At 39.7% G+C, this 14965-nt stretch carries 17 protein-coding genes; 2 read left to right on the forward strand and 15 right to left on the reverse strand.

What is annotated here, in order from left to right; translation table 11 throughout:
- Nucleotides 1-80: 80 nt before the first annotated feature.
- From LJE11_RS13400 to LJE11_RS13455, 12 genes are all read right to left on the reverse strand, one after another.
- On the reverse strand, nucleotides 81-230 hold the full coding sequence (locus tag LJE11_RS13400) for a hypothetical protein (RefSeq protein ID WP_020993714.1): 150 nt from the start codon (nucleotides 228-230) through the stop codon (nucleotides 81-83).
- 292 nt (nucleotides 231-522) lie between these two features.
- Complete coding sequence (locus LJE11_RS13405; RefSeq protein WP_008704877.1) at nucleotides 523-930, reverse strand: arsenate reductase ArsC; 408 nt, start codon at nucleotides 928-930, stop codon at nucleotides 523-525.
- A complete protein-coding gene (locus LJE11_RS13410; RefSeq protein WP_008704879.1) occupies nucleotides 923-1342 on the reverse strand; it encodes a DUF5714 domain-containing protein in 420 nt (139 codons plus the stop codon). The genes LJE11_RS13405 and LJE11_RS13410 overlap by 8 nt, the downstream gene beginning before the upstream one ends.
- Nucleotides 1343-1357: 15 nt before the next feature.
- Nucleotides 1358-1582 carry a hypothetical protein gene (locus tag LJE11_RS13415; RefSeq protein WP_020993713.1) on the reverse strand — a complete coding sequence of 75 codons (225 nt, stop codon included), beginning with the start codon at nucleotides 1580-1582 and terminating at the stop codon, nucleotides 1358-1360.
- Nucleotides 1583-1611: 29 nt separating this feature from the next.
- On the reverse strand, nucleotides 1612-2016 hold the full coding sequence (locus tag LJE11_RS13420) for a (deoxy)nucleoside triphosphate pyrophosphohydrolase (RefSeq protein ID WP_008704882.1): 405 nt from the start codon (nucleotides 2014-2016) through the stop codon (nucleotides 1612-1614).
- Nucleotides 2017-2037: 21 nt separating this feature from the next.
- Nucleotides 2038-2340, reverse strand: coding sequence for a DEAD/DEAH box helicase family protein (locus tag LJE11_RS20450; protein ID WP_008704883.1), 303 nt, complete (start codon nucleotides 2338-2340; stop codon nucleotides 2038-2040).
- A 26-nt stretch (nucleotides 2341-2366) separates the two neighbouring features.
- Nucleotides 2367-5528, reverse strand: a complete 3162-nt coding sequence (locus tag LJE11_RS13430; RefSeq protein WP_008704886.1) for a DEAD/DEAH box helicase — start codon at nucleotides 5526-5528, stop codon at nucleotides 2367-2369.
- 464 nt (nucleotides 5529-5992) lie between these two features.
- Nucleotides 5993-6355: a YccF domain-containing protein gene (locus LJE11_RS13435; protein ID WP_008704887.1), complete on the reverse strand. Its 363-nt coding sequence runs from the start codon at nucleotides 6353-6355 to the stop codon at nucleotides 5993-5995.
- A gap of 69 nt (nucleotides 6356-6424) precedes the next feature.
- Nucleotides 6425-6781 (reverse strand): VOC family protein, encoded by a 357-nt coding sequence (locus tag LJE11_RS13440; RefSeq protein WP_020993711.1) that lies wholly within the window; start codon nucleotides 6779-6781, stop codon nucleotides 6425-6427.
- Between the two features lie 42 nt (nucleotides 6782-6823).
- On the reverse strand, nucleotides 6824-7531 hold the full coding sequence (locus tag LJE11_RS13445; protein WP_008704892.1) for an SDR family oxidoreductase: 708 nt from the start codon (nucleotides 7529-7531) through the stop codon (nucleotides 6824-6826).
- A 235-nt stretch (nucleotides 7532-7766) separates the two neighbouring features.
- A complete protein-coding gene (locus LJE11_RS13450; RefSeq protein WP_227296098.1) occupies nucleotides 7767-8081 on the reverse strand; it encodes an LURP-one-related/scramblase family protein in 315 nt (104 codons plus the stop codon).
- Between the two features lie 74 nt (nucleotides 8082-8155).
- Nucleotides 8156-8515 (reverse strand): helix-turn-helix domain-containing protein, encoded by a 360-nt coding sequence (locus LJE11_RS13455; protein ID WP_025581321.1) that lies wholly within the window; start codon nucleotides 8513-8515, stop codon nucleotides 8156-8158.
- Nucleotides 8516-8655: 140 nt separating this feature from the next.
- Between LJE11_RS13455 and LJE11_RS13460 the strand changes: the two genes are divergently transcribed.
- Together LJE11_RS13460 and LJE11_RS13470 are read left to right on the forward strand one after the other, a co-directional pair.
- Nucleotides 8656-9852 carry an ATP-binding protein gene (locus LJE11_RS13460; protein WP_008704894.1) on the forward strand — a complete coding sequence of 399 codons (1197 nt, stop codon included), beginning with the start codon at nucleotides 8656-8658 and terminating at the stop codon, nucleotides 9850-9852.
- A 173-nt stretch (nucleotides 9853-10025) separates the two neighbouring features.
- The gene (locus LJE11_RS13470; protein ID WP_008704896.1) at nucleotides 10026-10199 is read left to right on the forward strand and encodes a hypothetical protein; all 174 of its coding nucleotides are present in this window, start codon (nucleotides 10026-10028) and stop codon (nucleotides 10197-10199) included.
- A 389-nt stretch (nucleotides 10200-10588) separates the two neighbouring features.
- Here the strand turns inward: LJE11_RS13470 and LJE11_RS13475 are convergent, their stop codons facing one another.
- From LJE11_RS13475 to gatA, 3 genes are all read right to left on the reverse strand, one after another.
- On the reverse strand, nucleotides 10589-11803 hold the full coding sequence (locus LJE11_RS13475) for an LL-diaminopimelate aminotransferase (protein ID WP_008704897.1): 1215 nt from the start codon (nucleotides 11801-11803) through the stop codon (nucleotides 10589-10591).
- A gap of 250 nt (nucleotides 11804-12053) precedes the next feature.
- The gene (gene gatB, locus LJE11_RS13480; protein WP_044952014.1) at nucleotides 12054-13496 is read right to left on the reverse strand and encodes an Asp-tRNA(Asn)/Glu-tRNA(Gln) amidotransferase subunit GatB; all 1443 of its coding nucleotides are present in this window, start codon (nucleotides 13494-13496) and stop codon (nucleotides 12054-12056) included.
- A complete protein-coding gene (gene gatA / locus LJE11_RS13485) occupies nucleotides 13493-14962 on the reverse strand; it encodes an Asp-tRNA(Asn)/Glu-tRNA(Gln) amidotransferase subunit GatA (RefSeq protein WP_008704899.1) in 1470 nt (489 codons plus the stop codon). Before gatA ends, gatB begins: the two co-directional genes overlap by 4 nt.
- Nucleotides 14963-14965: the final 3 nt, after the last annotated feature.

A 14965-nucleotide genomic window follows, 5' to 3' on the forward strand; every position in this document is an offset into this window, starting at 1 on the left:
ATTTTTGCCTGAAATCATCAATTTGCTATTGACTTTTTATTTGCAGGCTCGGTAATTGAATTGCCGAGGATTCCCGCTTATTATCCTAAATCCTTTAATACCAACTCAAGTATAACATAGATATAACCCCTGTAGTGCATAAACTCGAAATATTCCTGTTCACTGGCAAATAAAATGTATTTGCCTTCTACGTATCCCATGTATCCGTTGCTTGTGTTATAACCTTTCATCTGCCAGTTCCCCCTTGATTTCTTTTTCTAATATTATCAGTTTACACCAAATGGCTGTGCAAAAATCCCGACAACCAAAAGGCTAAACTTCCTAAATCATTTTTGTATTCAACAGCTAAAGATAGAGAATAGCAAGGACAGGAAGTAGTTACCCACCTTCCGGACATTCGTCCCAGAACAGAAATCCTACTGGAATACTTGCAGATAAATAAAGAAAGCAGCTCATCTTCCTTTGTCACAGTAAGTCCTGTGTCATAAAGCTGATAAGCTGCCATTTTGTTCTGCAGGTATTCTATTTGTTCTCGCTCAACCTTTTCTTTAGCTCAATGATATTCTCCTCAATCCGCTGTATCACAGTCTTGAAATCATCATCTGATTTCCCCGTTGGATCATCAAGTCCCCAGTTATCATCAAATGCTCTTCCAATAAAAGGACATCCCACATTACAGCCCATTGATATTGCAATATCAACATCTGGGATATCAGCAATCAGCTTACTATACTGACCATTTGCTTCCATGTCTATTCCATAAATCTCTTTCATGATACGAACGGCATCCTGATTAATCTGAGACTTTGTCTCTGTTCCGGCCGAATAGCTTTCAAATATATCTGATGCCAGATGTTTTCCCAATGCCTCTGCTATCTGACTACGGCATGAATTATGAACACAGATAAATGCGACTTTTTTCTTATTCATGAAATGGGCACCTCTCCTTAATACATTGATTGTTCTTACCAGAATGAATACACTTTATAACAGGCTTTTCCATTTGTATATTGAAATTCTCTGCCACATAGTCAATCGCTGAGATTATGGCCATATAAGAATCTCTTTTACAACATCTTGGTCCACCAATGCTCCCGATTGCGTCAAGTGCCTTGAAAGTCATTTTATTAGCAAGCCCCCAAGATTCATTTTTAAGTGGGGTTGCTCCTGAGATTATTGATATAAACACTCCTGCACTAATACCAACGCCACAAGCTCCCCAGAATCCACATACACCGCCTGGAACAGCTTTTCCTCTATTCAATGATTGTGGAATTAACCTGATATTCAGCTTTCTGCATTGCAGAAACAGCTTTCCAAAAACAACGATAATCAATAACATTTAACGGCACTCCCATCAATTCGGAAGTGCCACTTTTTCCAACTTATTATTCACATCAAAGCAAACCTTGTCCCCTTCATTGATGTTACATTCATAGAGCATAGCATCCTCTGCTTTTATCCTTATTTCTTCGCCTGAAGAATTCGTAAGCGTCACTATTGCCATGACTGGCATGCCTTTCGGTCGCTCTTCACAACCGAAGTCCAGGTCTTCATCAATTCGTTTTACTGTGTATATCATAGCAATTCCTCTGAAAATAATATTAGAAATCAGTTCTCCATGTTCCTTCGAATTTTCTCTATCAAAGTGATATCTGCCGGTAACCAGGCAACGCTGTTCAGTTGATCCTTCGTAAGCCATTTTGCAGCTTCCGCTTCTTTTAGTTCCAGGTGACCCGCTGTGACCTCTGCCCAGAAGCAATCCATGGAAAGGTGAAAGGTGGGATAACCATACTCTATAGTGTCAATCAAATCCCCTACCTTAATTTCTGTATCCAGTTCTTCCATGATTTCTCGCTTTAATGCTTCCTGAGGAGTTTCTCCTGCTTCGATTTTTCCTCCAGGAAACTCCCAACCGCCTTTCAGCTCACCGTAACCACGAGCCGTTGCAAAAATTTTATTCTTTTCTTTCATATTGTCGCAGATAACTGCTGCAACTACTTTTATTGTCTTCATTTGTTTCGTACCTCAAATCATTTATGCTGTAATATTTGACTGTAAATACCGTAATAAATCTTCTCTCACTGGATGATGCATTTTCATCGTTACTTTCGTGATCGGCTGCATACGTCCGCGATTATCTTCTTTCCGGGCATTTCTGGCTCCCACCAATCCCATTGTCACTTTCTTATCAAAAACTTTTTCAAAAGATTTTTTAGCCTGCTTCGCAAGTGTCACACGATGAACCAGAAACAACACTCTTTTGAAACCAAGCTCACGCATAGCAAGTGCGGATGCATATATCTTTCCTGTTCCCGAATTTGTCAAGAGAGTACGCACATCTTTTTATTTCTAATCACATAGAATTACAAAGCAATGCTCTTGTTTGCCTTTGGAAGCATATCCGCAGGAATCGAATTATGCAGCTTCCATACGAAACTGACAGGTCTCTCTCCTTCATGCTTCACATAATCTGCATTTCCTAAAAAAGTATATGGTGCTGTATATGAACCAAGCCTTTTAAATTCACGAACAAATAATGATATGATATCACCTGTATTCTTGTGATTAATATATCTCTGTATTTTTGCACTCGCTTGCCTATCCTGACTTTGGCTTTGCCAATGAAAGAGCTTATCGTTAATTGCATAATCCTCATACATAGTAGATGGAGAGAAATCTTTCTCTGATTTGTTCAGATTAATAAAAAAGATATCTGTTTTTTTATCTTCAAAACGTTTTACACCTTCTCTGAATTCCGGTGATTCTGTCTCTGTAAATAATCCAAATGCAGCCATAATCTGATTTGTGTTATAACGGCAGTGTAAATCCAGAGGACAAAGATAAGAGTATTCATTTCTCCCAGCAACAAAACTGATATGCTTACGATTGTATTTCAAAATCTGCAGAACTTCATCTCTTACAAAAGTTTCCTTTAGGACTGACTCAATTCCTTCATCGATACTTTGGAAACCGCATTTAGCCGGATTCTTTTTATAAAATGTATAATAAAGCATATTTCGCATGATGCGTTCTTCTTCGTTATTTGCAACTTTATTACCGTCAATATATCTGATCCAATAATCCAGTAGTCTGGCTGAGTTCACATGGAAAAATCCGGTCATCATACTGTAAATTTTATCATCTACATCTCTGTCATCTTCAATAATGCCTGCCCACTTTTTTAAGCGGAACAAAGATCTGGCACCTGTATTCTGATAGAAATCATACAGAGACATATTATATTCCAGCAAAAAGTTTTCCAGATTAAGCGGTAATCCAGTATCTTCTTCAAAGGTTCTCACCATTTCAATCAGTGCTCTTTTGTTATTATCTGTCTGCTTCAGGTTCTCCAGAATATATTCTTTTGCATACTTTTCAAGTTCGATATAGCAACCTCTTGGCAGATTGCTGAATCCATCCTCCACCTGTTTACGAATGGATTTTCGGCCTTTCCCTACAATTGCCTCAAATTTCATTGCAAAATTATACTTTTTGTTTGCCTGTCCAATAAAATCAAGAACCGTAAGGCAATCTTTCCCTGGACTTAAACGTAACCCTCGTCCTAGTTGCTGTAAAAATACAGTCGCACTTTCTGTTGGCCTCAAGAATAAGACGGTGTCTATAGCCGGGATATCCACACCCTCATTATATAAATCCACAACGAAAATAAAGTTTATCTTTCCACTTAACAAATCTGTTTTTGCATCATTTCGAATATCGTCTGCACTTTTCGAAGATAATGCAATGGACGGGATTCCTTTATCATTAAAATATTTCGCCATGTAATTTGCGTGAGCAACACTGACACAAAATCCAAGACCTTTCACAGACGAAATATCTGTCACATATTTTTTTACACTGTTTAAAATCAAAGCGCAACGTCTTGTATCTGCCGTATATACTTTTTCCAGCTCTGACACATCATATTTACCACGCGTCCATTTGAAATTCCTATAATCTGTGTCATCTGTTACACCCAAATACTGAAAAGGACTTAACAGATTTCGATCAATCGCTTCACCCAACAGTAATTTTGATGCAATACGTCCATCAAAATACTTCAGGATATCCTTACCATCCATTCGGTCAGGAGTAGCAGTCAATCCTAATAGAATCTTCGGCTCATAGTATGCCAGTAATTCCTGATAAGAATCAGCTGCTGCATGGTGGAATTCATCCACTATGATAAAGTCATAATAATCCTTGCTTGTCCACTGAGAAAGCTTTGCAGAATTGAATGACTGGATACTGATAAACAGATGCTCAATATCCGTTGGTTTATAACCATCTACGTACAACTCACCAAAATTAAAGTCATTCAAAACTTCCTGGAATTTCTGAATGCTCTGTTCGAGAATCTCCTTTCTGTGAGCCACAAATAACAAGCGTGCTCTTGGGTTCTTCTCCTTAAAAGCTTTATAATCAAATGCCGCAATAATTGTTTTTCCAACACCTGTCGCTGCAGAAACCAGATTACGATAATGTCCGTATACTTCTCGTTCTGCAGCAAGATTATCCAAAATTTCCTGCTGATATGCATATGGTCGAATCGAAACCTGAAGACTACGTTTTGACTTTCTATCAAATGCAGCCCTCGTTAATTCTTTTTTCAGCTTTTCATGACAGTCTGGGTTTTCAGGGTCAAAGGTTTCAAAAGAGGCATCATTCCAGTAGCTCTCAAAGGAAACCGAAAACTTTTTCACAATATCAAATGACTCTTTCTCAGTCACCTTCACATTCCACTCCAATCCCCCAGTCAAAGCTGGATTTGAAAGATTTGATGAGCCAATATATGCAGTTGAAAATCCAGTGTCTCTTTTAAACAAATAAGATTTTGCATGCATACGTGCATGATTCGTTTCATAATTAATCTTCACTTCCGTATTTGGAAGCTCTGCAAGAGCAACAATCGCTTTATAATCTGTAGCCTGTGTATAAGTCGTTGCAATCACACGTAAACGAACACCCTCTCGTTTCGTGAATGCAGTCAATTCCACAAGAAGTGGACGTATTGCACTCCACTTAATAAATGAAACCAAAAGATCAATAGAATCAGAGGACAAGATTTCTTTCTTCAATTCCGAAAGCATACTTGGCTCATTTTTAGATCCTGTAAACAAGGCATTCTCTACAATTGACGTTTCCGGATGCACAGCTTTGATTGTATTAATGCTTCTTGCTGAATTCATTTTTTCATATAATGAGGTTAATACTTCTCCTTTTTCAAGAATGATATTATCCTCAAATTCAGGTTCATTCGTATGCTCTGCTATTTCCTGAACGATTTCATTACATAAGCGAATTTGTGCCAGTAACGATTCATTTTCTTTAGATGACGGGAAACTGTCTCTTAAGTATTGCAAAGCCTGATTTATGACATATGATATGTATATGGTAAGAATACGTCTTGCATCCTCTCCATCAAGTTTTTCTAATTCTATATCATATTTTTCACGATCAAGCTGCTGCAGTTCTTTATTTATTCTCGTATTAACAATCTGTTCGTATATCCCATTTTTTAACATTAAACCCATCTCCTTGTTATGTATCATTCCTATTTACAACAATGTAAGTCAGAATATACTGTTATTATTAATTATACTACACAGACTCATAATTCGGTGGGAAAATTTTCCGGAAGCAATTCTTCGAAATACATATAATTATAAGGAAAATTCATAATGCTTTCTTCCACTCTTCTGTTCGTGGCTCTGCTGTTTTCTTGTTTCTACTTCAATCTGCTTTGCAGCAAGTGCTTGTAATACACTTGTCATAAATAAGATTCTGGAATTTCAGCTTGTTCTAACAATTTTTCGCTTTGATAGGCATTCTTCGTAAATCCAATATGTTAAATAAAAACGCCAGTAGAATACTCCACTGACGCCTTACAAATACTATTGTTTTTTCTTATTATGTATTAATAACTTTACTTATGATTCCCAATAGCATTTGAATCATTCTCTCAAATGACTCCTTAAATTTTTGTATTCTACCCTATCACACTGGCACCAAATGGCATGAAAGAAAGTCTTGCCATCTTGAAAAACTGCTTTCCAAACGGAATTCCAACTATCGTAATACACCATATACAACCAACTATCAGATTTCCAAGCGCCATTTCCCAACCAAAAAATACAATCCATATGAGATTTACCAAGAATGAAAACATACCATTTCCATACACGATTTCTTTTCCAAACGGCCAGAATGCCAACGTTGCAAATTTAAAGCATTGCAGGCCTACCGGAATTCCAATAATTGTAATACACCATATGCATCCTGCAAAAACCCATGCCAGTCCACCCAGCAATCCTCCAAATATAAACCAAAGGATATTACCTATAGTTCTCATGATAACACATCCCCCTTAAAGTCCTCTGAACATCTGATCAACATGATTTCTACGATTTCTCAACCAGCTTTACGGCAGAATCTCAAGCCAGTATCCATCTGGATCTACAATGAAATAGATTCCCATCGCTTCATTTTCGAAGCAAATACACCCCATCTCTTCGTGCTTCTTGTGCGCTGCCTCATAATCCTCCGCCTTAAATGCCAGGTGAAATTCGCATTCACCCAGATTATATGGCTGTGGATGATCTTTAAGCCAGGTAAGTTCCAACTCAAAATCACTTACATCGTTGCTCAGATACACAATAATAAAATCATCGGTAGTCTTTCTTCTCACCTCGTGCAGATCAAGGGCCTCGTTGTAAAATTTAATAGATCGGTCCAGGTCTGATACATTGTAATTTTCGTGAATCATCTTAAATTTCATAGTTCTTCTCCTTTTGTACATTTTGTGTTTCTAATACGTGACTTAAATGTCAAATCTCCAACCACAATCGCCATGATAAATCATTTGTTTTGTCATACCACCGTCAATACAGATATTTTCACCTGTAATAAAGCCTGCTTTTTCAGAACAAAGAAACAGTACCATATTGGCAATATCCATGGGATTTCCCACACGATGAACTGGCTGCTGCACTGCATCTGCTCCTGTATATTCGGTAAAGTCAGTATCTATCCATCCCGGAGAGATTGAATTGACTCGTACTCTTCCTGCAAGGCTGACTGCCAACGCATGAGTTAATGCTGAAATTCCGCCTTTTGCTGCGGTGTAACTTTCTATTTGCGGTTGACTCATGCGGTCACGGGAAGATGAAATATTGACAATGGCAGCTCCTTCAGAAAAATATGGCTGAAATAGTTTGGCCAGATAAAACGGTGCCGTAACACCTACTTTTAATGCATAATTGAATTCTTCATAAGAGCAGTTGTCAATTCCTTTCATCAACGGTAATGCGTTGTTGATAAGATAATCCACATGACCATATTCAGTAATCACCTTTTGAGCAAATTTCTCCAATGTATCCTGCTGTGCAAGATCACCGGTAAAGTAAACTCCAAGCTGTTTATCAATGCTGCAGATAAGGGCTCCTTGCTTCTGAAATTCCTCTGCAATAGTCTTTCCAATGCCCTGCGCGCCTCCCGTCACAATCACTACTTTATTTTTAAACTCCATATAAAACCCTCCCCAAAAATCCGCTTTCTATTTCTGCTGCCACAACATTGTGTATTCTTTTCACCAGTAACATCATCTAATTATTCAGATGTATTCTTTATTCCAATCTTATTACTGAATTCCGGATTTTTCTCTGTCTTTTCTAATATTCGGATCAATCGAATTCTCTGTGCTGCTTCCATCTGATCACCTCATTTATATTCTCCCCTATCACACGGGCACCAAAATCAACTATTTAATTCCTGGAACATTTTTCTGCATCAATCGCAAGTACAAACATCAGAGCACCCAACGCATTTCCTGGATCCTGCACATCAATAACATATGTATCAGTCATATGAAACAATTCTTTACTAACCCGTGCAATTGAATAACCGCTTCGATCAAGAATGCTATAATCCCATTCCATAATTGTTCCATCAATATGCCATCCATTATAATCAATATTATAATGTGGTATCAGGAATGAGAATTCTTTGCTTAGGCATCCGATATAACTGCCGTTTTTATAAATTTCAATTTGAGTTATTCTGAATACCCCCTCTGTCAAGCTCTGTAAAGCTCTGAAAGTTAGCTGGTTGTTTGCTCCAGCTAATAATTAAGGAACATGAAAAGGATGCCATATTATTGCATGCTCCTTTCCAAATCTCTTTGTTCCATCCAGTCCTCAAATTCATCCCGACGAATCCTAACCCGACTGCCAACTTTTATTACCGTAAACTTTCCTTTATCCGCCCATTTGTTGATCATGCTTCTGCTGACCTTTGCCAGATAGGAAGCTTCATCAAAAGTAAGATACTTTATATTTCCATTGCTTCCCCGTATTCCGGTTTGTGATAATTTCTTCCGCCGGAAATTAGCCAGAGCAATATTCTGTTCCTGTGCAAGTTCTTCATAATGCTCAGAGCATGTTTTACAGTGGTCAAAAGCAAATTTTTTTACTTTTTTTCTGAAATTAAGTAAAGAATCGGGTTGCCTATACATAGTTTTCACTTTCAAAAAATAAAAAAATTTGTGTTTTTGAAAGCGACATCTTGCATATACTATTAGCAGACAGTATACTAAGTACAACAAAGCGGTTTCGAAAAATGAAAAAACTTCAATTTTTGAAAGTGGGTGACTAAATGAAAACAATCACGAGAGCAAAATATCTCGATAGAATCATTGAACTGAATGGCACTCCTGACATCAAGATCATCACGGGTATTCGTCGATCTGGTAAGTCTAAACTGATGCAGGCATATATTGCGTATCTGAAAAACAACTTTGAAAACATCAATATTATCTTCATTGACTTCATGGATTTAGCATATGAAGAAATCAAGGAATACCATGCCTTACACTCCTATGTGGAAGAACATTATCAGGAAGGCAAAACGAACTACCTGTTTGTAGACGAGGTTCAGATGTGTCCCAAGTTTGAGCTGGCAATCAACAGCCTGTACTCTAAGGGAAAATACGACATCTATGTAACAGGCTCTAATGCTTTCCTGTTGAGTGCGGATCTGGCAACTCTGTTTACCGGACGCTATATTGAAATTCATGTGTTTCCTTTCAGCTTCCAGGAATATTGCCAATATTATGATGATATCAGTGACAAAGATAAGCTCTTTGATGAGTACGCTATCAAGGGCGGTTTAGCAGGTTCCTATGCTTATAGAACCGAAAAAGACAGAACAAACTATATCAAAGAGGTCTACGAAACTATTGTTACAAGGGATTTGGTACAGAAATATAATCTCCCTGACACTTTGGTTTTACAACGTCTGAGCGAGTTCCTTATGGATAATATCAGCAACCTGACTTCTCCTAATAAGATCAGTCAGCTACTGACAGCAAATGAAACTCCAACCAATCATGTAACCGTCGGCAAATACATTAAGTATTTGTGCAATGCTTTTGTATTTTATGATATTAAGAGATACGACATCCGAGGTAAGAAATACCTTGAAAGCTCTGAAAAGTTCTATTTGTGTGACAGCGGTATTCGATATGCAATACTGGGGAGCAGAAATATGGATTATGGCAGAGTATATGAAAACATCGTATGCATCGAGCTTCTTCGCCGTGGATATGATGTTTATGTCGGCAAGCTTTATCAAAAGGAAATCGACTTTGTTGCTCAGAGAGGTAGCGAGAAGTTTTATATTCAGGTCAGCGACAACATTTCCGGGCAGGAAACATTTGAGAGAGAACGCTCTCCTCTGCTTCAGATTCGAGATGCTTATCCGAAAATGATTATTGCCAGAACCAAACATCCCCAATATAGCTATGAAGGAATCCAAATTCACGATATAACCGATTGGTTACTACAAGAATAAATAAGGCGAAATATCTCCGTCATTCTCTTTTGAAATGTTGGATACTTTGCAATAATACAGTAACCATAGATACTGATTCCTTCGGCACTAGCTTCTGCAGCCTTCACAGATACCGGAATCACGCTCTCAAATATCGGAATACTGGTTCCGTATTGTTCCAAGAGATCAATAACATGAAACCAGATATTGAGGAACTGCGCAGAAAATATATGGATAATCCACCTGAAGGCATGACGTCCATGGACATTCGCCGTATGAGCGAGGATGAACTTCTGGATATGGATTATTTCCTAAATGAGGATGAATTGGATGATTATTTTGGCGAAGAAGGTTTCTACATCTTTTAATACCAGTAGGTAGTGTAAAATAGTTTGTGTTTTTGGTAAAAAATAACTCCTTTTTGGTAAGAATTCAGATATGACAATTCTTATCGAAAAGGAGTATTTTTTATGGCAGTTGCAAAGGAACAAATTCGACAGATTATCTCAGAAAACAACATTAATACTTAAATAGTAATCAAATTCCATATATATTTTTATAAAATAGAAACGACAGGTCCGAAACCCTTGATTTTCAAGGATTTTCGTCCTGCCGTTTTTCATTTTCATAGTCAGGTGGATAAAATCATCCGCTTCGCTACGCAGCTCTACACCGAATAACTGCTCCACAGGGAACTTACTTGATTCGGCTAAATTTTGCGAAATTATAATCCCACTCGTCCCTATCAGGAAGCTGCTTACAGATTCTTAATTCGTTCAATTGCTTCCAGTGTATTCTCTTGTGTTCCAAACGCAGTGAGACGGAAGAATCCCTCACCATGAGCACCGAATCCTGAGCCCGGAGTTCCTACGATGTTGGCTTTTTCAAGGAGATAGTCAAAGAACTCCCAGGAAGTCATCTTATCAGGTGTTTTCAGCCAGATATATGGAGCGTTTACGCCACCGGATACGGAATAGCCTGCTGATGCCAGACCTTCGTAGATGGCTTTGGCATTGCTCATGTAGTAACCTACCTGTTCTTTCAGCTGTGCTTTTCCTTCAGGAGAGTATACCGCCTCTCCTGCACGCTGTACGATGTATGGAGCACCGTTGAATTTAGTGCCATGACGTCTTGCCCAGAGACTGTGGAGATCTACGCCGTCACGAACCAGATCCTTTGGTACAACTGTAAAGCCGAGGCGGACACCTGTGAAACCTGCATTTTTGGAGAAGCTGCGCAGTTCGATGGCGCAGCTTCTTGCTCCTTCGCACTCATAGATGCTGTGCGGTACATCTTCTTCAGAAATGTATGCTTCATATGCTGCATCATAGATAATTACAGAACCGTTTTTATTTGCATAGTCTACCCATTCCTGAAGCTGCGGTTTGGTGATCGCACCACCGGTTGGGTTATTCGGGAAGCAAAGGTAGATAAGATCCGGTACTTCTTCCGGGAATTCCGGAAGGAAGCCGTTGGATGCTGTACATGGCATATAGATTACGTTATCAAAGTTGCCACGTTCTTTGTTGTATTCTCCTGTACGGCCTGCCATTACGTTTGTATCTACATATACTGGGTATACAGGGTCACACACTGCAATCTTGTTATCCAGTCCGAATATTTCCTGAATATTTCCTGAATCGCTCTTTGCACCGTCAGAGACAAAGATTTCATCTGCTTCAATGTCACAGCCTCTGTCTTTGTAGTCGTTCTTTGCAATAGCAGATCTTAAGAATTCATAACCAAGATCTGGTGCATAACCATGAAAAGTAGCTGCATCACCCATTTCATCTACAGATTTATGAAGTGCCTCAATGATTGCCGGAGCCAGAGGCTGGGTTACATCACCGATTCCCAGTGAGATCACGTTTGCCTGTGGGTTGGCTTCTTTATATGCTTTTACTTTTTTTCCAATTGTGGAAAACAGATAGCTTCCCGGTAATTTCAGATAGTTGTGGTTTACTGTTACCATGTTTGATTTCCTCCCTGGCATGTTTCGCAGTTTTTATATACCTGTCTACAGCAGGCTGCTGCTTTGCCTTTCCATTTCTATTTGTGTCTTTTCTGCAAATATATTTTATTCGAGTTTTATTATACTTAATTATTTAATAATGTAAAGTCTCAAAGTGTTTTCTGAGAATAATTTTTAATATTAACATTACTGTTCACTGGTAATATATTAACATTTTTTACCCCGGGCATAATGTCCGGGGTGATTTATTTTATTTGCGCTTCTCTACTTCTTTCATTAGTGTCTCGCGGACGCTTGCAGGATTTGCCTTGCCTTTCATCTCTTTCATGATCTGACCTACAAAGAAGCCCATGACTTTATCTTTACCTCCCAGAAGTTCTGAAAGTGGTCCTGGGTTAGCATCCAGGATCCTGTTGATGGTTTCTTCCAGAAGTCCTGTGTCTTCTACAATCTTCAGACCATGTTCCTCAATGTAGACTACAGGATCAATGTCTTCCTCAAAGACTTTCTCAAAGACTTTTTTGGCATTCTGAGGGCTGACTTCGGATTTTTCTACCATTACCAGAAGATCTGCAAGATGCTTCGGTGAGAAAGATACCTGTTCCGCATCCATAGCTTTATCTTTTGTCAGGCGGAGTACCTCACCCATAAACCAGTTTGCTGTCTTCTTTGCATTTCCGTAGATTGCTGCTGTTTCTTCAAAAAGACCTGCAAGATGGCGGGATTCTGTAAGGATTCCCGCATCGTATGCCGGAAGTCCGTACTCTTCCTGATAACGGGCCTGTTTCACTTCGCGAAGCTCCGGCTGTTCTGCTTTGATCTTTTCAATCCATGCATCAGAGATATGGATTGGAGGCAGGTCAGGATCTGGGAAATACCTGTAGTCTTTGGCATCCTCCTTGGAACGCATGGCGTAAGAATATTCTTTGTTGTCATCCCAACGGCGTGTCTCCTGTGTAACTGCCTTGCCTTCTTCGATCAGTTCGATCTGACGTTCTCTTTCGCCTTCGATTGCTCTGGCAATGGCTTTGAAAGAGTTCAGGTTCTTCATCTCTGTTCTGGTACCGAATTCTTCTGCTCCCACTTCACGGACAGAAAGGTTAACGTCTGCACGCATGGAGCCTTCCTGAAGCTTACAGTCTGATACACCCAGATACTGCATCATACAACGGAGTTTTTCAAGATAGGCGATTACTTCCTCAGAGCTTCTCATATCCGGCTCGGATACGATCTCGATCAACGGGACACCGCTTCGGTTATAGTCTACCAGGGAGCAGTCTTCCCATTCATCATGAATCAGTTTACCTGCATCCTCTTCCATATGCATTTCATGGATGCGGATTTTCTTTTTGCCTGCAGAGGTTTCAATCTCTACCCATCCGTCATGACAGATTGGCAGATATAACTGAGAGATCTGATAGTTCTGTGGGTTGTCCGGATAGAAATAGTTCTTACGGTCAAATTTGCAGTACTGATGGATCTGGCAGTTTGCTGCAAGACCTGCTTTCAGGGCAAACTCTACTACTTTCTTATTTAATACAGGCAGGGAACCCGGCATACCTGTGCAGACCGGGCATGTATGTGTATTGGGTGCTCCTCCGAATTCAGTGGAGCATCCGCAGAAAATTTTTGTTTTTGTTGCAAGTTCTACATGGACTTCAAGTCCTATGACTGTTTCGTACTGTTTCATTATCTGGTGCCTCCTTCTCCTGGCACGGCAAAGGAGCCGCGGCTGGTTTCATAGGCGTGTGCTGCACGCAGGATTTTCTTTTCCATGAAGCAGTCCCCGATCATCTGGATACCGATTGGGAGACCTTTGCTGTCTTTTCCGCATGGAACTGTAATTCCCGGAAGACCGCAGAGATTGACTGCTACTGTGTAGATATCTCCAAGATACATGGCAAGGGGATCTTTTAAGCTTTCACCGATCTTCGGTGCTGTAAATGGAGATGCAGGTGCAAGGAGCACATCATATTTGCCAAATGCCTGATCAAATTCTTTCTTGATCAGGGCTTTTGTGCGGAGTGCCTTCAGATAGTATGCATCATAATAACCGGAGCTTAACACGAAGGAACCAAGCATGATACGGCGTTTTACTTCCTCACCGAAACCTGCTGTTCTGGTCTTTTTGTACATGTCGTGAAGACCTTCATATTCTGCTGCACGGAAACCGTACTTCACTCCATCGAAACGTTCCAGGTTGGAACTTGCTTCTGCACTGGCGATAATATAATAAGCCGGAATCATGTATTCCATGGTTTTGATAGAGAAGAATTCTACTTCTGCTCCCAGTTCTTTCAGCGTATCAAGAACACCCATAAAAGATGCTTTTACTTCCGGATCAAGTCCCTCTGCCAGATATTCTTCAGGAACTCCGAATTTCATCCCCTTGATATCTCCTGTCAGTTCTTTGGAGAACTGAAGGTCTTCTCTTTTCATGGATGTGCTGTCTTTTGTATCATGTCCTGCAATGATCTCCAGAAGAGCTGCACAGTCAGATACGTCTTTTCCTACAGGTCCGATCTGATCCAGGGAAGATGCATAAGCTACAAGACCATAACGGGATACTGTTCCATAGGTTGGTTTAATTCCGGTTACACCACAGTAGGAACTTGGCTGACGGATAGATCCGCCTGTATCTGAACCAAGTGCCAGATAAGTTTCTCCTGCTGCTACTGCTGCACAGGAACCACCTGAAGAACCGCCCGGTACATGTTCCAGATTCCATGGGTTTCTGGTGATGCCGTAAGCGGAGGTCTCTGTTGTACTTCCCATGGCAAATTCATCCATGTTTGTTTTTCCGATAATGACCAGTCCGGCTTTTTCCAGACGATCAATGACTTCTGCATTATACTGAGGCACAAAATTCTCAAGAATCTTTGATGCACAGGTAGTTTTCTTTCCATTAATACAGATATTATCTTTGATTGCGATCGGTACGCCTGCAAGAGGACTGGTATAAGTACCATCCTCGATGCCTTTTTGTACTTCTTCTGCACGTTTGTATGCTTCTTCTTTATATGTGTCAAGATAAGCGTGTACTTCTGAATCCTGTTTCTCAATCTGTTCAAAAACAGTTTTTACTCCATCCAGGACGCTGACCTGACGCTGTTTTATTTTTTCCCCAAGCTGCAGGGCTGTTAATTTTTCCAACTCCATTGT

This window comes from Blautia sp. DFI.1.216 (genome assembly GCF_020594215.1).
In the GTDB taxonomy this organism is placed as follows: domain Bacteria; phylum Bacillota; class Clostridia; order Lachnospirales; family Lachnospiraceae; genus Blautia_A; species Blautia_A wexlerae.

Bases quoted from the DNA above. Each gene is read 5' to 3' on its own strand.
- LJE11_RS13400 (WP_020993714.1), bottom strand. From the start codon at position 230: ATGAAAGGTTATAACACAAGCAACGGATACATGGGATACGTAGAAGGC.
- LJE11_RS13405 (WP_008704877.1), bottom strand. From the start codon at position 930: ATGAATAAGAAAAAAGTCGCATTTATCTGTGTTCATAATTCATGCCGT.
- LJE11_RS13410 (WP_008704879.1), bottom strand. From the start codon at position 1,342: ATGTTATTGATTATCGTTGTTTTTGGAAAGCTGTTTCTGCAATGCAGA.
- LJE11_RS13415 (WP_020993713.1), bottom strand. From the start codon at position 1,582: ATGATATACACAGTAAAACGAATTGATGAAGACCTGGACTTCGGTTGT.
- LJE11_RS13420 (WP_008704882.1), bottom strand. From the start codon at position 2,016: ATGAAGACAATAAAAGTAGTTGCAGCAGTTATCTGCGACAATATGAAA.
- LJE11_RS13430 (WP_008704886.1), bottom strand. From the start codon at position 5,528: ATGTTAAAAAATGGGATATACGAACAGATTGTTAATACGAGAATAAAT.
- LJE11_RS13435 (WP_008704887.1), bottom strand. From the start codon at position 6,355: ATGAGAACTATAGGTAATATCCTTTGGTTTATATTTGGAGGATTGCTG.
- LJE11_RS13440 (WP_020993711.1), bottom strand. From the start codon at position 6,781: ATGAAATTTAAGATGATTCACGAAAATTACAATGTATCAGACCTGGAC.
- LJE11_RS13445 (WP_008704892.1), bottom strand. From the start codon at position 7,531: ATGGAGTTTAAAAATAAAGTAGTGATTGTGACGGGAGGCGCGCAGGGC.
- LJE11_RS13455 (WP_025581321.1), bottom strand. From the start codon at position 8,515: ATGTATAGGCAACCCGATTCTTTACTTAATTTCAGAAAAAAAGTAAAA.
- LJE11_RS13460 (WP_008704894.1), top strand. From the start codon at position 8,656: ATGAAAACAATCACGAGAGCAAAATATCTCGATAGAATCATTGAACTG.
- LJE11_RS13470 (WP_008704896.1), top strand. From the start codon at position 10,026: ATGAAACCAGATATTGAGGAACTGCGCAGAAAATATATGGATAATCCA.
- LJE11_RS13475 (WP_008704897.1), bottom strand. From the start codon at position 11,803: ATGGTAACAGTAAACCACAACTATCTGAAATTACCGGGAAGCTATCTG.
- gatA (WP_008704899.1), bottom strand. From the start codon at position 14,962: ATGGAGTTGGAAAAATTAACAGCCCTGCAGCTTGGGGAAAAAATAAAA.